Annotated in this window: 12 protein-coding genes, 2 pseudogenes and 1 CRISPR repeat array; of the genes and pseudogenes, 10 read left to right on the forward strand and 4 right to left on the reverse strand. The window is 66.0% G+C overall.

What is annotated here, in order from left to right; translation table 11 throughout:
* Positions 1-28: 28 nt before the first annotated feature.
* From cas7i (ACFYNU_RS10400) to ACFYNU_RS10410, 3 genes are read right to left on the reverse strand one after another with little or no spacing between them, the layout of a single operon-like run.
* Positions 29-1,057 (reverse strand): type I-B CRISPR-associated protein Cas7/Cst2/DevR, encoded by a 1,029-nt coding sequence (gene cas7i / locus ACFYNU_RS10400; protein WP_356587560.1) that lies wholly within the window; start codon positions 1,055-1,057, stop codon positions 29-31.
* Between the two features lie 2 nt (positions 1,058-1,059).
* A complete protein-coding gene (locus ACFYNU_RS10405; RefSeq protein WP_356587562.1) occupies positions 1,060-2,448 on the reverse strand; it encodes a hypothetical protein in 1,389 nt (462 codons plus the stop codon).
* Positions 2,445-2,966, reverse strand: coding sequence for a CRISPR-associated endoribonuclease Cas6 (locus ACFYNU_RS10410; protein ID WP_388765794.1), 522 nt, complete (start codon positions 2,964-2,966; stop codon positions 2,445-2,447). Before ACFYNU_RS10410 ends, ACFYNU_RS10405 begins: the two co-directional genes overlap by 4 nt.
* 2,991 nt (positions 2,967-5,957) lie before the next feature.
* Between ACFYNU_RS10410 and ACFYNU_RS10415 the strand changes: the two are divergent.
* Positions 5,958-6,269 (forward strand): annotated as a pseudogene (locus ACFYNU_RS10415) (transposase); the annotation flags it as partial.
* A gap of 27 nt (positions 6,270-6,296) precedes the next feature.
* On the opposite strand, the pseudogene ACFYNU_RS10420 reads toward ACFYNU_RS10415, so the two are convergent.
* Positions 6,297-7,307, reverse strand: a pseudogene (locus ACFYNU_RS10420) (IS630 family transposase).
* Positions 7,308-8,542: 1,235 nt separating this feature from the next.
* Here ACFYNU_RS10420 and cas6 point away from each other — a divergent pair.
* From cas6 to ACFYNU_RS10465, 9 genes are all read left to right on the forward strand, one after another.
* Positions 8,543-9,217 carry a CRISPR-associated endoribonuclease Cas6 gene (cas6, locus tag ACFYNU_RS10425; RefSeq protein WP_356587566.1) on the forward strand — a complete coding sequence of 225 codons (675 nt, stop codon included), beginning with the start codon at positions 8,543-8,545 and terminating at the stop codon, positions 9,215-9,217.
* Positions 9,214-10,644 (forward strand): hypothetical protein, encoded by a 1,431-nt coding sequence (locus tag ACFYNU_RS10430; RefSeq protein WP_356587568.1) that lies wholly within the window; start codon positions 9,214-9,216, stop codon positions 10,642-10,644. The genes cas6 and ACFYNU_RS10430 overlap by 4 nt, the downstream gene beginning before the upstream one ends.
* Before the next feature lie 20 nt (positions 10,645-10,664).
* A complete protein-coding gene (gene cas7i, locus ACFYNU_RS10435) occupies positions 10,665-11,702 on the forward strand; it encodes a type I-B CRISPR-associated protein Cas7/Cst2/DevR (RefSeq protein ID WP_356587866.1) in 1,038 nt (345 codons plus the stop codon).
* A gap of 5 nt (positions 11,703-11,707) precedes the next feature.
* Positions 11,708-12,382: a CRISPR-associated protein Cas5 gene (gene cas5 / locus ACFYNU_RS10440; RefSeq protein WP_356587570.1), complete on the forward strand. Its 675-nt coding sequence runs from the start codon at positions 11,708-11,710 to the stop codon at positions 12,380-12,382.
* Positions 12,364-14,790, forward strand: a complete 2,427-nt coding sequence (gene cas3, locus ACFYNU_RS10445; RefSeq protein ID WP_356587572.1) for a CRISPR-associated helicase Cas3' — start codon at positions 12,364-12,366, stop codon at positions 14,788-14,790. The genes cas5 and cas3 overlap by 19 nt, the downstream gene beginning before the upstream one ends.
* A complete protein-coding gene (locus tag ACFYNU_RS10450) occupies positions 14,787-15,314 on the forward strand; it encodes a CRISPR-associated protein Cas4 (protein ID WP_356587574.1) in 528 nt (175 codons plus the stop codon). Before cas3 ends, ACFYNU_RS10450 begins: the two co-directional genes overlap by 4 nt.
* The gene (gene cas1b, locus ACFYNU_RS10455; protein ID WP_356587576.1) at positions 15,314-16,294 is read left to right on the forward strand and encodes a type I-B CRISPR-associated endonuclease Cas1b; all 981 of its coding nucleotides are present in this window, start codon (positions 15,314-15,316) and stop codon (positions 16,292-16,294) included. Before ACFYNU_RS10450 ends, cas1b begins: the two co-directional genes overlap by 1 nt.
* 6 nt (positions 16,295-16,300) lie before the next feature.
* Entirely contained in the window at positions 16,301-16,564 is a 264-nt protein-coding gene (gene cas2, locus ACFYNU_RS10460; protein ID WP_356587578.1) for a CRISPR-associated endonuclease Cas2, read from the forward strand.
* Positions 16,565-16,663: 99 nt separating this feature from the next.
* Positions 16,664-18,321: a CRISPR direct-repeat array (repeat unit 29 nt; unit sequence GTCGTCATCAGCCCTGGAGGGCTCGCAAC).
* A gap of 94 nt (positions 18,322-18,415) precedes the next feature.
* Complete coding sequence (locus tag ACFYNU_RS10465) at positions 18,416-18,559, forward strand: hypothetical protein (RefSeq protein WP_356587580.1); 144 nt, start codon at positions 18,416-18,418, stop codon at positions 18,557-18,559.
* The last annotated feature ends 348 nt before the right edge of the window (positions 18,560-18,907 follow it).

The following is an 18,907-nucleotide window of genomic DNA, read 5'->3' on the forward strand; positions in this document are numbered from 1 at the left end:
GCCCTTCGGGGCCTATGAACAAGCGGGGTTAGTCCTGGAGCCAGGTGTCGTGTTCGCCGGACTCGATGGACTGGGCGAGGTCCGCCAGGACGACCCGGGGGTGGCCGATGACCAGGCGGTCAGCGGTGATCAGGTCGGCCAGATCAGCGCGGGCGCTCTCGCGCTGGTCTCCGAGAAAGCCCGGGGCCCAGCCCAGGTGGATCTTTCCGTCGATGAGATCGGACCAGGCGTCGATCTCTTCCCGAAGGGTGTCTGCGAAGAAGCGAATCTCTCCGTCGACCGGCGCCAGGATTCGGTTGAAGGGCTGGTTCCCGCCCCGGATCGGGGCGAGGAGAATCAGCGCAGGTGCACGGTCACCGTAGTGAGCTGATTGATTCGCACCGCCGTGCATCGTGGCCATCGTGCGCAGCAGCACGCCCACGCGCCGGCGGCGCTCCTCGATGGGGAGCAGGACACCGGAGATGCCGCGGCGGGTAGCTTCGACGCATCCGGCCTGGAGGGCTTCCTTGACGGCCTCGTCGGAGAGGGCTGCCTTGCGGACCTTGCCTTCCTGCTCGAAGAAGCCGACCCGCAGCATGTCGAGGCGCAGATCTCCCTGGAGCGCGGCGGTGTAGAACTCGTGCTCGTGGAGGATGGGGTTGGAGCCCGTCGGCAGGTCCCGGCTCATGGTGCCGAAGTCCCGGGTGGGCCGCTCCGGGGCGATGGAGACGAAGGTGCCCGTGGACAGGACCGAGTTGCGCATGTGCTGGGCGGTCTTGGTGGCGGCCATGTAGCCGAAGAGGTCGTCGTCGGTGTGCCGGTCTGGGCGGCCGGAGGTGTAGGACTGCTGCTTGGAGTCCTTGCCGTTGACGATGACCGGCGAAGCCGTCTCGGTGTCGGGGAAGCTGTCCCTGAGCATGCGACGCCACCACTGGGCGGAGCCGTAGGGATAGGTCTTGCCGCCGGTGCGGTGCTGTTTGACGGGGGTGACGTTGCCTTGGTCGGCGGTCCCCCGGCCGTTGTTGGGAGCGCCGGCCTGGATGTCGAGGACGGCTTGGCCGGTCAGGTACACGCTCATGGTTAGCTCTCTTCCAAGTCGTTCGTGTCGAGGGTCTTGAAGTCGTCGTCGGTGGTGGTTTCATCGGTGGCTTCGACGCTGGCTCCGCGGGTGCAGAGTTCCTCGAAGACCGCGACGAAGAGCAGCTCGCGGGCGCTCCAGGAGCTGTTGCCGGCGTCGAAGAGGACCCGCCATTGCGCGACGCTGATGAAAGGGTCGCTTGCGGTGTCGGCGGGGCGTTTCCTGGCCCAGCCGGCGATTTCGCTGCGCAGCCAGCTCTTGAGGTCGTTGGGCCGGCGTGTGGCGACGACGAATTTCTTGAGACGCTTGTCGTCGTTGGTGGTGACGACGTCGGCGATGCGGCGGGCGACGGTGGTGACGTGTCCGACGTCTTTTTCCAGCACGTGCAGGACCTCCGTGAGGTAGGTGCGGACCAGGGGTGCCAGGTGCGGCACCGCGGCTGGGATACGGCCGGATTCGCTGATCTGGTCGCGGATCCATCCGGTGGCCCGAGCGGGGATCTGCGCGGGCTGGTTGAACGCGCGCCAGGCGAGCATGCGCAGTCCGGGGACTTTGGCACTTGCCTGACTCTGGGCTAGGTAGCGGAATCCGATCCGTCGTCCGGAGTCCGAGGCGGTTGAGCGCAGCCACTCGGCCAAGGGTTGGCCCATGTCCTCGACGTGGAACTTCATGTCCCTGGTGTTGTTGCTGAACTGGATGGCCTGCACCCCGGCGGTGATGCGCCGGTCCCACCAGCGCAGCGCCCTCAAGGCAGCGAACTCGACCGCGAAGAAGCCGCCGCCTCGTTTGAGGTCGCGTCGGAGAGCCATGTTGCGCCGATTCGCAGGGACCGCGCTGCGGGTGGCACGGGCCATGAACTCTTCGTCCCAGGAGTGGACCCCGTAGAGAAGGCCGCCTCCAGCGGTGAACACGTAGGGCAGAGCATGGAAACTGCTGACGCAGGGGAAGCACAACGGCGTGCCCTGATGGTCGGGTGCGGTGGTGTTGCGGTGTTCGACGCTGGCACCCATGGGGATATCGACGTTCCCGTACCAGCCGCAGGCGGGCCGCCCGCACAGAGAGCACGGCGCGTCGGGCCACTCCTCCGCGGGGGGCGCGGAGCGCCAGGTGGCGATCCCCGCAGGAGTGCACTTGCTCTTGTAGTGCAGGGCGCAGTTCGGCCACAGGGTGTACGACAGTCCCTTGAGGTACCAGCCTGCGCTGCCCTTGACGACTGTGCTGGTAGCGACGAGGTCCCCGATCATGGTCTTGATGACTCGCTGGAACTGGTCGCTGGTGACCGCGTGCGGGTGGCCTGCCTTGGCGAGGGCGGCGATGGCGTACGCGCCCGCACGCTGCAAGGGATGTGCGGTGAGCCGGAGTTCGTCCTGCGCAACGACGACCGCCGTCATTGCCTCACCCACCCAAACCCGGCGGATGTCGCCCCACCAATGCCACACGACCACAGGGCCTGAAGCGCCGCAGGCGGCCCGGACACCTCGATCTCCACCGGGGCGCCGGTCTTCTTGCCCCAATGCACTGGGCCGGAGGCATCACTGCCGTGACCGACAACGGAGAACGATCGCTGACGCCCGATCCAGGTAATGGCTTCCAGGGTCACCGGCCCGTAGCCGAAGGTCTCCGCCTTACGACGGAGACTGTGGCTGAGCGCGACGTCGAATCCGGCTTCGCCCGGAAGAATCCACACCCCACCACTGCGGCTGTCTTCCGGCTCCCGCGTCAGCTCGCTCTTGATCGCGACGGGGCTGACGGTGCGGAACCTTCCGCGACCGGAGGCAAAGGCCGGCGGTTCAAGGTGCGCGACGGCCTCGATGTTCAGCGCCACGCCACCCCAGTCCAGGATGGGGATCATCGCAAAGTCCTTGGCCAACGCCTCGACGATCTCCCCGACGGGGCTGCCGAACTCCACCGTGCCGGGGCCGCCGGCGACGTAAGCACCACGCTCCCGTCTCGGGGCCCGGAATTCAGGGGCGCCATATCCGAAGGGAGCAATCCGGTGCGGGCCCCACCCGGAGTCATGAACCTTGGATCCGAGCTGCGGAGCCTGGCGAGTGAGCGCGGAGTAAACAATGCCGCGGCCAGGCGCGATGACCTGATCCCAAGGAATCTCTCTCGCTCGTGTTCTGACGTGAACGCGTAAGCGCACGTCTCCTCCCTTCCTGCAGGTCAGCGGGACACGGATGCACCCGCGGAATGGGTCGTGTCGGTACGAGTTTTGTCTCGATACGGCCGACTGCGGAGATACTTCTATCACACGAAAATCCCCGCACTGGAATCTCTCCTACTGGTCTAGCAGGGGCCACTGACAACAGGTCATAAACGATCAACGGGCAAGCGAAAGAAGACAGATATAAGCACCCTGAGAATGATCCCGACTACCAGATGTAGAGTCCATAGAGGTCACGCCGGGAAGGCCCCGGAAGTGCACGACGACTTGAAAACCACACACCACTCATCGCCCGGACAACGGACCCCCGACGCTACGGTGCTGCCGTCTGAGTACGCACGGGACTCTGATCCCGGAAGAGCTTTGCCGTACGCAGTTTCGCCGACTGGGACGCCGGACCCACGAGCGCCTCATCTGCATCAACCCAGGAGGGCTTGCAACTGCTGCCGAGTTCCAAGATCGAAATGGCGTGTGTAAGTCGTCATTAGCCCTTGAGGGCTCGCAACGTGTTGTGGCCGACCGCGACCAGCGCCCAGCCCAGCCGGTCGTCATCGGCCCTGGAGGGCTGGCAAGACGGTCGTGACGCGCCATTCGCTGAGCGCCTCCGGCGTCGTCATCAGCCCTGGAGGGCTCGCAACTGGGGGTCATCGCCCAGGGGCGGGGGAAGCGTCACGGGTCTTCATCAGCCCCGGAGGGCTCGCAACGCGGCCCGGCCGGACCGCGTATCCCGCCGCCGGCGGAGTCGTCATCAGCCCTGGAGGACTCGCAACGAGTTGGCGACCACGGTGATGTACTGCAAGTCCCGGTCGTCATCAGCCCTGGAAGGCTCGCAACAGCGGGGGCAGCAGGCTGTACGGGTCGGTGTAGGCGTCCTCATCAGCCCTGGAGGGCTCGCAACGGGGTGATGAACCTCATTTCGACCCAGCCCACACCCGCCGTCATCAGCCCTGGAGGGTTCGCAACACCAGGGCGTAGGTCTCGGCGCGGAGCTTGAGGACGCGTCGTCATCAGCCCCTGGAGGGCTCGCAACACGTTCCGTATACGGATCTGCACGTACTCAGCGAGCCGCACTGGAGGGCTCGCAACGCCAGCCCGCCGAGGTCCTAGCCCTAGGCTCGTGCCGGTCGTCATCAGCCCTGGCGGGCTCGCAACAACTTGATAGCAAGGTTCGGGACTGCGGCGTTCCTAAGTCGTCATCAGCCTGGAGGGCTCGCAACGTGATCCGCGGGCAGAAGCCTCACAGCCGTTGGGCCGCCGTCATCAGCCCTGAGGGCTCACAACCGCAGGTGGTCCCAGTGGTCGAGGACGTGCTGGAGCCGTCATCAGCCCTGGAGGGCTCGCAACATCGCAGCCTCCATCCCGCGCACGGCGCCTCGGGCGTCGTCATCAGCCTGGAGGGCTCGCAACGTGAAGACGCACTCGTTCGTGAGAGTCTGACCGGAGTCATCATCAGCCCTGGAGGGCTTGCAACTCCATCAGAGCTGGGTCAACGGAGAATCCACGGCCCGAGGTAGGCATTGCCCCAGGAGGCTCGCGACAGGCCGTGAGGCAGAGCGTCGGGCACGTGGTCTTTCAGTGGCCCAGGAGGGCTCGCCACATCTTCTGCGCACTTGCGTCGAAGAGCGTCCGATGCTGGGGCGTAGTCAGCCCAGAAGGGCTCGCAATACTTAGGCGAGCTGGGCGGTAAGGCCACGTAGCCGGGTCGTCATTAGCCCAGGGAGGCCCGAAGCACGACCAGTTCCATGCTTGCGGTCTCAAGGTCCTTGATTATCAATAGCCCTTGACGGCTCACAACACCGCCTGCGCGATGGTGTAGAGGATGAGCGGGGTCGTCGTCAGCCCTTGAGGGCTTGCAGCCCCGACTGGGACTACGCCGGAGCGCTTGCCCCAGTGTCGTCATCAGCCCAGGAGGGCTCGCAACCAGAAGCCGGGCAGGCCCGCGCGGGCGACGATCTTGTCGCCACTAGCACTGAAGGGCTCGCAACCCAAGGGCTCGCCTCAGCTCGGCCGGGCGACGGCGGGCCGTCATTGACCCTGGATGGCTCGCAACAAGTACGTGGCCATGTTGCGTCCCAGGAGACAGGCGCGCGTCATCAGCTCTGGAGAGCTCCCAACGCGGCGATCCGGGCCTCGTTCGTGAAGAGCTGCTCGGTCCGTTAACAGCCCAGGAGGACTCGAAACCTGTGGTGGCCGACGAGGATCGGCTGGCCGAACTCGCCGTTGTCAGCCCAGAAGGATTCCCAACGCTGCCAGGAACCGCAGACCGGTCAGGAGGTCCAGCCCAGCCGTCATCGGTCTAGGAGGGCTCGCAACAGGATGTCCTGGTGGTGAAGCGGGCGGTCAAGGTCGCCGTCATCAGCCCTGGAAGGCTCGCAACTGCTTCGTCAGGGGATGATGCTGGCGTCCGTTCCCGCCGGGCCATCATCAGCTCAGGAGGGCTCCCAATGTGGTGTAGCCAAACATGTGCGGTGACAGCTCGAACGTTGTCATCAGCCCAGGAGGCTCGCAACAGGGGTGCGGTGCGCTTGGCGGTGCCGAGGGCGTGCTGTTGTCGTCAGCCCTGGAGGGTTCGTAACTTCAGCGCCGCAATGGACTGCCGCAGCCCATCCGCCGAGCCAAAGCCGTTATCAGCCCCGTAGGGCTCGCAACCCGAGGTTGACCAGGACCCAGTTGCCGTATTCCTCGAGCCGTCATCAGCCCAAGCGGCTCTAACAAGAACAGTGACATCGCAAAGGGCGGCCCCGCAGTCGGCCCGATGTGGTTCTGGCCGACACGGCGTAATCCTCCCGCGCGATTCGCGAGCACCTGGGCCAACACGGAATCCGAGCAGTCATCCCCGCCCCGGCAGATCAACGGGGCCACCGACTGCGGTGGGGCAGCCGGGGCGGCAGACCGCTTGTCTTCGACCGGGAGGAATACAAGCTGCGTAACACCGTCGAGCGCTGCATCAACCGCCTCAAAAAATGACGCGGGATCGCTACCCGCTACGACAAGACCGCAGCCATCTACCTCGCCGGAATCCATCTCGCAGACATCTTCATCTGATCCACTCGATGATCCAAACGAAACAGACTAGTGATCTGAGTCAGAGATTCGGTGGCAGGAGGCGGCGACTTTTTCGAGGATTTCGTCGGCTGTCTTCGTCCAGTGGAATGGTCTGGGGTGCTCGTTCCAGTCGGCGAGCCAGGTGCGGATGTCGTGTTCGAGGGGCCTGGACGGAGCGGTGGACGCCGCGCTTGAGTTTCTTCTGTGTGAGCTCGGCGAACCACCGTTCCACCAGGTTCAGCCAGGATGCGCTGGTCGGCGTGAAGTGCAGGTGGAACCGCGGATGGGCCAGCAGCCACTTCTTGATGTCGGGGGTCTTGTGGGTCGCGTAGTTGTCGAGGATCAGGTGGACCTGGAGGCCGGCCGGGACTTCCTTGTCGAGCTTGGTCAGGAACTTCCTGAACTCCGCTGCCCGGTGGCGGCGGTGGAGGGAGCCGATGACCTTCCCGGTCGCCACTTCGAGGGCGGCGAACAGGGTGGTGGTGCCGGCGCGGACGTAGTCGTGGCTGCGGCGTTCGGGAACACCGGGCATCATCGGCAGGACCGGCTGGGACCGGTCCAGTGCCTGGATCTGCGACTTCTCGTCCACACAGAGCACCAGGGCCTTCTCCGGCGGATCGAGATACAGACCGGCAACGTCGCGGACCCTGTCGATGAACAGCGGGTCGGTGGACAGCTTGAACGTCTGCGACCGGTGCGGGGCCAGGGCGAACGCCCGCCAGATCCGCGAGACCGTCGACTGCGACATTCCCGTGGCCGCGGCCATCGACCTCGTCGACCAGTGCGTCGCGTTCTTCGGCGTCTCCTCGAGCGTCTTGACGATCACCCGCTCGATGAAGCGACGCCGCCAGATGCGGACCGCGTCCGGCACAACCCGCAGCCGGCGGGACACCTCCATGATCGAGTGGCCGTCGGCGCAATCCAGCACGATCCGCGACCGCAGAGCCAGAGCCTGCGCCGTCGTAACCAGCCCTCCAGCACCGCCCGCTGGGCATCAGTGACCGACAACGGCGGAATCTTCGGACCCGGACGACTCATACCCGACCAACGACGAATCTCTGACTCAGGTCACTAGTTGTTATTCAGAGATCGTGGAGTAGACGAGCGGAACTAGGACTGCGAGAACCGCAAGGGCAGCCGCAAGCGGCTTCCATACCCGAGGGTGCGCATAGACGAGGTACGCGGTAGTCCCGGTCGCCAAGAACAGCACCAAGACCGCGAGCACCGCCACGGCTGCGAGAGGTGCCGCTTGTTGGGCAGGGGCGGTTGTTGAGAGCTGGTCTGACAAAGAGGTGACTGATCCAGTACTCATGTGCGGTCGCCTTCTGGTTGTGAGGTTGGGAATCTCCTTGCGGTATCTGGAGTGCTTCTTGTGCGCCCCTTCAACCGTCTCGCGTCACCGATTCATCATCTCGGATCGGAAGGATTCGCCCTACGTGACACGCTGACAGACAGCAGGAGACGGCAGCGAAAAAGTGATTACCAGACAGGGGATAGCTGACCGAGGGTCGCAGTCCCCTCATTTGTCTCTTGTCGAGATAAGTAAGAAAAAACTCGCCCGATTCTCCACTCTTGTGGTCGGGCGAGTCTCAAGTAACTCTCTAGAGTTGATTACGGGAATCACATGCGAGCGAATCCTTCGTTTCCATCCCTAAAGGGAAGATGAGTGGGTAGCGGTGACGTCTTCGCTCGATTCGAAGATCGTGAAAGAAAAGGGTGATCCTGGCCGTGACCCTGATATCTGCACTGTTGCCTGCCGGGGCGATGGCGAGTCAGTCAGCCCGGACACGTGATGATTGCCGCCTCTACGCGTCCCGAGCGCTCATGGGCTGATCACGACCACCCGGCCCGAGGGCCTGCCCTTGTAGCGAGCCTGCCACTCGTTGCGAACCCTCCTAGCTAGATGACAACCACCTTCCTGATGGTCAGTGCCCAGATGTACCGCCAGCGTTGGGACTTGTCCTGGGTGGATGGCGACCACCCGGGGGTAGATGGCCCCGGTTTCCTTCCCCCTGCGTGACCTCGAAAGGCTGATTCTGTAGCAACCCAGCGGCAGCGCATCAGGCCAGGTCGGAGGGTCTACAGAGGGCAACCATCCGATGGGGTCGTAGTCAGATTGCCCTATAGCACAGTTAGAGTGCTGATGAGGGATTTGACATCTATGGGAGTTTACATCGACCTAGTCCGCTACGTTCGCGTTGTCGCCGCCGACGACGATAGTGATGTAACAGAGTTGCTAGGTATGGTTTTTGGGGAGTGTTGTGCGGGTCAGGGTGGACGTCGATGCGAATGTGCAGAGCATGGGCTGGGAGCATGTGCACGGGCCGGCGCGAGCAGTGATGTACGAGTTGCTCGCCAGCCAGGATGCTGCTTTGGCGCAGTCGTTGCACGATTCTGGCTGGAACGGGCAGCCCCTCAAGCCGTTGGGGTTGACGGTCCCTCAGTTCCGGGGTGCGCCGAAGAAACGTGGTGTCTACACCACATCGCGGGATGGGTCTGTGTGGCTAGGCTCGCCGGTGCCGGAGATCGCAGCGGTTCTGGTGGCGGCCCTCGCTTCTCGTACCGAGATCGTTTGGGGGCCAGCGCGGTTGAAGGTGCGGGGCCTTGCCATCGATGTCGAGGTCCCGGTGCACGGTCCGGTGGAACTGGAGACGGTGACGCCGGTCGTGCTCAAGCACGAGAATCGCTATCTCCTTCCGGGCGACAAGCACTATCTGGCACGCCTGCAGCACAACCTCACGCACAAGGCTGATGTTCTGGGGCTGCCAGCGCCGAGTGGAGTGCGCGTGTTGGAGGCGGGGCCGCGTCGGCGGTTCACGGTGCGGGGGGCGCCGCGTATTGGGGCACAGGTGCGGGTGGGGTTGGAGGCTGATGCCCAGTTTGTTGAGGCGTTACGGTCCTGGGGGGTTGGGCTGGATACGGTGCAGGGCTTCGGGTGGATCCGGTGAGCGCGCTGGCAACCAATATCCCGGCGTTGTCTGTGACGAGTCATCCGATCCAGCGCGCGGGAGCCTGGTCGGTCGCGGTGCTGGCTGGCCGGGCGGAACCGCAGGAGGTCACCGTGCCCGATCTGGACGCGGTTGCCGATCGTCTGGTCGAGGACGTGATGGCCGCCGCCTTGGCGCCGAAGGACTCGGCGGCGTACGACTGGTGGAAGGTGCTTTTCGCGCTCTACCCCAACTCCAAGGCGACACATAGCAAGCGGCCTCGCGACCGTGACGTTCTGATGCCGGAGATCACGGCGCTGTTCGTGCCCGATGTCCCGGGCTCCCCAGGACGGCCGTGCACGTTCTGCGGTACGCCTGCGGCGGCGGTGTGGACGAAGTCGAATCTGCCGATGTACGACACGAGCAAGGCGCTCAATACGTTGCCGCCCGGTCTCGCGGGGTGGCCGGTTTGCCGTGGGTGCCGCATCGCCGTCTGGGCTCTGCCGTACGGAGCGTGGGTCACTCCGGGTTCCGCAACAGTGGTCTCCTGTGAGCAGGAATCGGCAGAGCGCGAGTTCACAGCCCGCAACGTGCTGCGCGCCAAGCGGATTATGCAGCTTGGCTTCGGCGGGCCAGCAGAGGCTGACCGGCCGGAGAGATTGGCCCTTAGGGCTCTTAGGGACCGATGCCCGGAACGGTCAGCTGCCACCACGCTGTGGAGTTTCAAGAACGACAACCAGGAACCGTGGCTGCGGGTGACGCGGACTCGTCGCGCTGTGCCCCTCTTTCTTGCGGCAGTGGAGGGAAACGCTGAACCTCGCCGGGGGTGGTGGCTGCTGGAAATGGCCCTTACCCGCCGTGACGAGGACGGGATGCTGGTGGCCAGTGGCTCAGCCGAGGCGGCGCGACTGCTGTTCGAGGCCGAGGACGGTCGCAGCCGATCGCTGCTGGCACAGCTGCACCGCCTTCTGGACGAGCCGGAGAAGTCTTGGAGCCTTCGGAATCGAGCTGCACTGACGCGGCTCGCCTTCATCTACGCCGAGGAGATTCTGGGCATGACCCCGGACCTGAAGCCGGTGGCGACGGTGATCGTCGACTGGATCGAACATGGCGGTGGCACACCTCGGGGACGCCTCGCGGAGTACCGGAACGTTGCGTTGAGCGACTACAAGCTTGGTGCCCTGCTGATGCAAGCGCATTTCCGCCTGACTCTTGACGGCCGGGTGGTAGCGGCCGGCCCCGACGACTGGCGTCCGTTGATCCAGCAGCGCCCCCGGGCCTGGGAGCAACGAATGCTGCTTTCCGCCACTGTCCTTCAGCTGCTTCAGGTACGGGGGGTGGCGTTGACTGAACGAGCCGTCTATTCAGCTGAGCTAGTTCGTGCGGAACGGCTCGTGGACGCGCAAATTCTGCACGCCGAAGACGACGATGAGTTGAGAGCAGCGTAATGGCCTATCTGGCAGGCAAGATGGTAGTGGCTATCGGGGCCGGAGCGCCCAACAACGGCAAGGGCGAGGAGGCGAAGTCCAGAGTCAAGTACGCCAGCATTCGCGGTCGGCACTACCCGTACGTCTCGGCCCAGGCTGTACGGCGCTGGGCACGCGACGGGATGGTCGAGCTCGGCGCGGTCCCCTCGCCGGTGAGCCGGGTGGGCAAGGCCCAGAACAGGGCGCAGAAAGCGAACACCGAGGCGAACCCGGTGCGTTACGTTGACGACGACCTTTTCGGCTACATGAGGGCTGGCGCCAAGAAGGATGGTGAAGCCACCACGTCGCGGGACAGCCCGTTCATGCTGGGGACTCTCATGTCGGTCGAACCGGCCTATCCGACCGAGGACTTCGGCGTCATGGCGCGTGGCGTGTCCGAACCAGTCCTGCACGGACACGAGTTCTACACGGCGGATCTGGCAGCCCCGTTCTTGCTGGACCTGCCGAGGATCGGCACGTTCACCCTGCCTGACGCCGGAGGTGTAGGCCGCCCGAACTACCTCAACCGGGAAGAGGCCATGCAGGTTGCCGAGGCCGCGCAGGCCGGTGCCTCCTCGGTCATCTTCCGGGACCAGCCAGCGGTGCAGCTGCCGATCGAGGAACGCCGCAACCGGGCGGCACTGCTCCTCGAGGCACTCGCGCACCTCAACGGCGGTGCCAAACAGGCTCTCCACTACGGCGACCGCGTCCCTGACCTGCTGGTGATGGTGCCGTTCAAGGGCGGCATCAACCCACTGGCGCACTGTGTGGACGGTGAGGAGGGGACCGGACTGCGCGTCCGTGGCGACGTTCTGCGCAAGGAGCTGATGGCGTGGGACGGTGAGTGGGAGGCCCCGGTACGGATCGGCTGGCGCCCCGGTTTCCGCGACCTTCTGCGGGAGGACTTCGAGAAGGAGTGCGCCCAGGAGATTGAGGACGGGACCATCGTCATCGACCACCCGCGTACGGTCCTGCGTAATCTGGCCGCCGAACTACGGGACGGCCAGCTCGACGGCTGGTTCGACGACCCCGCCCGGTGATCTCGGTGTCGGACACCTCACGAACAGCGTGGCGGGCGGATTTCTGGGCGCCTATCGCCTCTTTCCGCGATCCGCTCTTCCCGGGTCTCACTCGCGGCCTGCCGCTGCCCCCGCCGTCGACCGTCCGCGGTTTGTTGGCCGCAGCCACCGGAGAGTCGGCCGAACCTCTGGCCTTCGGGATGGCCGCCCACGCCGAGGGCGCCGGTGTGGACGCCGAGACATACCACCCCATCTCCGCCGACGGAACCAACCCGGCGGTCTCCGGCCGCGTGCGCGCCATCAAGGGAGGCATGACCATCCGCGACCGTCCCTTCCTGGCTCACGTCCATCTCACGGTCTGGCTTCCCGGCACCGACGGCGACCGCATCGCGCAGGCACTACGCCGCCCCCGATGGCCGCTGCGTCTGGGACGGTCCCAGGACCTCGTTCACCCCGTAAAGCTGGTGCGCACCACACTGCGTCCGGCAGCCACAGCCACTGTCGATCATGCCGTGGCCCCGGCGGACGGCCACGATGTACCCCAGGCGACCGTGCACCGCATGGCGGCGAGTGTGTCCGCCGAACGCCTCTCCACCGCGTGGTCGGACTACCTGTGGTGCGACACCCCCACCGGGCCCCACGCCGTGCGCGACGCTTATGAGGACGACGAGGGGCAGGCTGTATGGCTGCTCGCCCCTTGACCCGCGAGCCCGCGCCTCGCCGCCTGGCCGACGTCCGAGCCAAGTCCGCTTCGAAACACGACCCCGAGCGCCTGACAACTCATTCGCTAGTGGTCCACAACAACGTCGGGCAGATTGAACAGCGCCTCGCCACCGCCGGGTTGCTCGCGACCGAGCCAGCATTCTGGACCCGCGTACGTAAAGCAGCCCTGCTCCACGACGCGGGCAAAGTCGCGCAAGGCTTCCAGCAGCAGTTGCTGCCTGGGGGAACCTTCTGGGGCCAGCGTCATGAAGTGCTCTCGCTGGCCTACGTCGACCTGCTGGCAGGCGGCGGGGGCTGGAGTGACGAGGACCGGCTGATGATCGCCACGCTCGTCGCCACTCACCACCGGGCCCTGCACACGGCGAACTCCGGTGCCAGCAGTGGGAAGCCGAGCCTGTCTCAGCTCTACAACTCGCGTACGCGGTGGGCAGAAGCCTTCACCCGAACGCCACAACCCGATGGTGAACTGCAGATTCAGGTCACCGTCAGGCTGCACCAGGAACTCCTCGCCTGGCTTTCCGGCGCTCTGCACATGGACCCGCCCACCGACCCCGGTGGCGGGCCCACGCTTGCCGATCGCGCCCGGCTCACTTTGGACCACCTGCTCACCACTTGGCGGCAACCGACCACAGCGGACCGAGGACTGCTGGCCGTTCTCGCCCAGGGCGCGCTCACCCTCGCCGACCACGCCGGTTCCGCACATGAGAAGTTCCAGACTCACATGCCGCTGCACACCGACTACTTGGAGCGGCTCCCCTACCCTGCCTACGCGCACCAAGAGCTGTCCGCCGGCACCGACGGGCACCTCGTCCTCCTGGCGCCCACCGGCAGCGGCAAGACGGAAGCCGGCCTGGCCTGGGCGGCAAGGCAGTTACTCACGATGCCCGGCCTGCCCCGTGTCGTCTGGACTCTGCCGTACCGAGCCTCCCTCAACGCCGCCCGCCGAAGGCTGCAGCGAGACCTGACCCCCGCTCCGGGCGAGGCCAGCCCGGACATCGGACTCCTCCACGGCACCGTCGCTCACACGCTCCTCGGCGAGGCGGCGGAAGACGAATGCCCCGACGGCAGCACACCCCCGGCCGGCGAACCGACCGCCGCCATGGCCCGCCAGGCACGCGCCCGCGCCGGTGCCATGCGCCTGTTCACCCAGCGGCTTCGCGTCGCCACTCCACACCAGCTGCTACGAGGCGCCATCGCCGGCCCCGTCTACTCCTCGGTGCTTCTCGAACAGACCAATTCGCTCTTCGTCATGGACGAGCTCCACGCCTACGAGCCCGAGACCTTCGGACGCCTGTGTGCCGCGATGGGACTGTGGGAGCGGCTCGGCAGCCGCGTCGCCGTCCTCTCCGCCACCCTGGCCCCACCCATGACCACCCTCATCAAGGAGAGTCTGACCCAGCCGGTGACCCACCACCGAGCACCCCAGGGCACCAGCCCGGTCCGCCACCGACTCGTCCTGGACGAGGACCATCTCACCAGCCCGGAAGGCGTCGCACGCCTCCGCGCCTGGCTGCACGCGGGCCACAGCGTCCTCGCCGTCGTCAACACCGTGGCCACCGCACAGGCCCTGTACGAGGAACTGGCCGACGACGCCCGCACCTGTCTGCCCAACGACCCTTACGCCGCGCTGCTGCTGCACTCACGCTTCAAGAACCGCGACCGCGACCGGATCGAGCGAAACCTGCTGCGACGTCACCCCGAGCGCGGTACGGAAGACCAGGGACGCCGAGGGGGTCTGACCGTCGCGACACAGACCGTCGAAGTCTCGCTGCAACTGGACTTCGACCGCGGAGCCGTGGAGAACGCCCCGATCGAGGCGGTGGCCCAGCGGGCAGGACGCGTCAACCGCCGGGCACTGCACCCCGAGGGCCCCGCCGAGTTCCGAGTCCACCGAACAGCCGCTGGCCGCCCGTACGACGACGCCGCCGTTGACGCCTCCTGGAACGCCCTGACCACTCTCGTCGCAGAAGGCGGCGAAACGCTGAGTGAACAGGACATCGACCGCCTCCTCGAACTCGCCTACGACACCGACTGGGGTAAGGCATGGGAGGTGAGAACGCGTCAGGCCAGAGACGACTTCGCGGCCACCTTCCTCACCTTCACCGACCCGTTCCACGACCGCACCGAGTTCGCCGAGAAGCTGAGCAAGGAGTTCGACAGCGTCGAGGTCCTGCTCCGAGAGGACATCGAGGAGTACCGCGACCTCACCACCGGAAAGGACGGCCACCCCCTGCGCGCGGCCGGCCTGCTCATCCCGCTCCGGTACGGCCAGCTCAAGACGTACAACGCGGCGAGGGACAAGGATCTCGGGCTCTACGTGATCGACGGCGTCTACGACGAGACCACCGGACTGAAGCCACCGCTGGAACCGGAGACGATCCTGTGACCGATCCTGGCTCCGCCAACGGGCCGGAGGAGGAGAACGCCCCGCTCGGCGGCGTGCACATCAAGTACCTCCACCACTGCCCGCGTCAGCTCTGGCTCTACACCCGCGGTTACCGGCCCGAGCAGCGCAGTGACCTCGTCGCCTTCGGCGAAGTCATCGACGACACAACGTTCACGCGCCGCCGCGACGTCGACCTCGGCGAGGCGAAGATCGACTGGGTCACCACCGGGGCCGTCGTCCACGAGACCAAGTCCTCGCGCGCCCCCTCACCCGCCCACGCCGCCCAAGTGCGCCACTACTGCCTCCTGCTCGAACGCCGAGGCGTCACCGTACGAGGCGGCACCATCCACTACCCCCTGATCCGCCGCACCACCAACGTCCCCTGGGACGACACCGCCCGCGCGGAAGCCGAAGCGTCCGAGCACCGGGCCCGAGCCACCATCGAAGCCCACGAGCCACCACCCCGTCTCACCCGCGCCAACTGCCGCGGCTGCTCCTACCTCGACTACTGCTGGGGAGACTGATGCCCGCCGTCGGACGCACCTACTGGCTGACCGAACCCTGCCGCATCCGCCGCGAGGACAACAGCGTCCGCATCGAGCGCGCCGACGGCAACCCGGTCCGCATCCCCATCACCGACATCCGCGACCTGGTCACCTTCGACCACGTCGACATCAACACCTCGGCCCTCTCACTGCTGAGCCGCAACGGCGTCGCCCTCCACGTCCTGGACCACTACGGCAACCACGCCGGCCACTTCAGCCCCTCGGAATCCATGTCCTCGGCCGCTGTCGTACGCCGACAGGTCGAGATCACCGCCGACCCCGAGCAGCGCGCCGAGACCGGCCGCGCCCTCGTACTCGCCACGGCGGAGAACCTGCGGTGGGCACTGGACACCGACCTCCTCGACCCCGCCTTGCAGTCACTGCGCACCGCTCTCCCCGAATGCGCGGACAGTGACGCGATCATGGGCCAGGAAGGCAACTTCCGCCGCACGGCATGGGCAGTCCTCGACACCCAGTTACCGGCCTGGCTCCGCCTCAACGGCCGCACCCGCCGCCCACCAACCAACGCGGGCAACGCCTTCGTCAGCTACCTCAACACCCTCGTCTACGCCCGCGTCCTGACCGCCCTGCGCACCACACCGCTGCACCCGGCGATCGGCTTCCTCCACGCCGACACCGACCGTCGCCGCAACACCCTCGCCCTCGACCTGGCCGAACCCTTCAAACCGCTCTTCGCCGAGCGGCTTATCAAACGAGCAGCTGCTCAGAAGAAGCTGAAGCCGTCCGACTTCGAAACCGATATCGCCCGCGCCTCCCTCAGCAAGGACGGCCGCAGAAAAGTCGCGGCCCTCGTCAAGGAGGAACTGGCGACGACCGTCAACCACCGCACGCTCAAGCGCAAAGTCAGCTACGAGGAACTCATCCACCTCGAAGCCCTCAAGATCGTCCGCATGTGCCTGGAAGACCGCCCCTACAAGCCCTTCCGGCCCTGGTGGTGATCGAGCATGTTCGTGATCCTCGTCTACGACACCGCCGTCGAACGCAACCCCAAAGTTCTCAAGACCTGCCGCAAGTACCTCCACTGGACACAGCCCAGCGTCTTCCAGGGCGAACTCAGCATGGCGCAGTACCGCGCCCTGATCGCTGCACTCAAGACCACCATCGACCCCGACTACGACAGCATCGTCACGTACGCCGCCAGATCCCCCGACATGATCGAATCCAGCACCCTCGGAGTCGACCTCGGCGGCCCCGGCGACATTCTCTAAGCTGCTTTGACCTGCGCTGATGCACTACCGGCAGACTGCTGCAAAAACGCTGCCGGAACGGCACCACGCGGGGGTTCTGACCTGTGGCTTTACCATCGGGTCGTCATCAGCCCTGGAGGGCTCGCAACTACTTCGCTTCGGTCGTGTGGCCGTCCCACTGGGCGTCGTCATCAGCCCTGGAGGGCTCGCAACTACGCCTCCGGCAGCCCGTTGCGGTCCATGAAGCGGTCGTCATCAGCCCTGGAGGGCTCGCAACGCGCGGCCAAGCGAGGCACCCGCAGTAACGCCGCGTGTCGTCATCAGCCCTGGAGGGCTCGCAACGTGGGCACTTGCCCGCGCTCCGTGACTCCCCGCGCCGTCGTCATCAGCCCTGGAGGGCTCGCAACGCGCCGCCAAGCGAGGCACCCGCAGTAACGCCGCGTGTCGTCATCAGCCCTGGAGGGCTCGCAACAGCTGCTGGCCGATCCGCATCCGGAGCTGACCCGGTGTCGTCATCAGCCCTGGAGGGCTCGCAACATGAGCTGGCCGAGCCTGTGGGCGTTGATGGTGACGGGTCGGCATCAGCCCTGGAGGGCTCGCAACCACGGGCCACGGCCCGGCCGTTGGCCGCCTCTGCCGTCGTCATCAGCCCTGGAGGGCTCGCAACGCCAGCGGCTGTACGCGCGGATCAACCACAACAGGTGGTCGTCATCAGCCCTGGAGGGCTCGCAACTCGGGCAGCCTGAAGCGACACGGTGTGCAGGTACCAGTCGTCATCAGCCCTGGAGGGCTCGCAACACGCGCACTGGCCGCTGTTCCTCCACGCGCACCCGTGTCGTCATCAGCCCTGGAGGGCTCGCAACTAGCGGGCGTGGACGGCGCGCCGCCACGGATCCGTGTCGTCATCAGCCCTGGAGGGCTCGCAACCTGGGCAAGCCCGTGCGGTTCACCCACCCCGAAGTCGTCGTCATCAGCCCTGGAGGGCTCGCAACCTCGTCGATCACCCGCTCGACCGCGGCGACCGCCTCGCGGTCGTCATCAGCCCTGGAGGGCTCGCAACGTAGACGTGCGGCACTCCCGGCCGACGTGGTAGCCATGTCGTCATCAGCCCTGGAGGGCTCGCAACGCGGTGAGGCTGGTGACGCCGAGGCTGACGATGAGGTCGTCATCAGCCCTGGAGGGCTCGCAACAGGGCGAGGGGCGGTACGGGGACGGGCTTCTTCTTCCCGTCGTCATCAGCCCTGGAGGGCTCGCAACAACGACACGGTGAGCATCCCGCCGACCTCACACGAGGTCGTCATCAGCCCTGGAGGGCTCGCAACACCACAGGCATGGTGGACCTCCGGTTTGGGGAATGCGTCGTCATCAGCCCTGGAGGGCTCGCAACGCCGCGCGGCCGGCCTTCTCGGCGGCGGCCTCCCGGGTCGTCATCAGCCCTGGAGGGCTCGCAACAGGACCAGTTGCAGTCCGTCGTTGGCGCCCTTGCCGCCCTTGTCGTCATCAGCCCTGGAGGGCTCGCAACACGCGCACTGGCCGGGTCGACGGGGGTGAGCAGGGTCGTCATCAGCCCTGGAGGGCTCGCAACAGGTCCGTCACGCTCGCGTGGATCACCTCGAACCCGGGTCGTCATAAGCCCTGGAGGGCTCGCAACGGTAGGTGTGGCCGGCGGGTGGGTACTGCTGCGCGGTCGTCATCAGCCCTGAAGGGCTTCCAACTTGGTGGCTCCCCATTTGGCAACCCTCTGCCGGAGTCATCACCAGCCCTGGAGGGCTCGCGTTGCGACAGCCATGTCACCGCTCAAGTCCGACATCTTCGCGGACATGCTGGGCATACTGCTAGCGCGGGGACGCCCCGCTCGAAGTCGGTGACTGCGTGCTGCTGCCCGAGAAGAACGTGAGCCGTCTCAAGAACGGCCCAGCCCCCACCGTGGGCGTGGTCAACAAGCTCGGCACCACCTACCGAGGGCCCCCGTCCGACATCGTGGGGCGGGCACCGGCAACCGGCGGAGACGGCTGAGGGGACCTCGTGCCACAACGTGCCAGTAAGTGCCGTGAACAGCGGTCAACAGCAGGCAGGGGAAGACAGCAAGAGCCCTCCCGATAGTGGGTATTTTCGCAGGCCAGAGGCCAAATGAGGTCCGATTGCCGGGTGATTCCCAAGCTCAGAGCGCGAGTTCGATTCTCGTCACCCGCTCCACGACGAAGGCCCAAGTCAACGACTTGGGCCTCCCTTGTTGTCTAGACCATTTTCAGCGCCACGCCATTCGCATGCCGTAGGAGACCCCATACTGAGCCGAATTGAAGCGCCGGACCAGCGGGTGCTGGTCCGGCGCTCAGAGATGGTTCACGCCTCTCACGAGACCCG

This window comes from Streptomyces sp. NPDC006643 (assembly GCF_042870175.1).
In the GTDB taxonomy this organism is placed as follows: domain Bacteria; phylum Actinomycetota; class Actinomycetes; order Streptomycetales; family Streptomycetaceae; genus Streptomyces.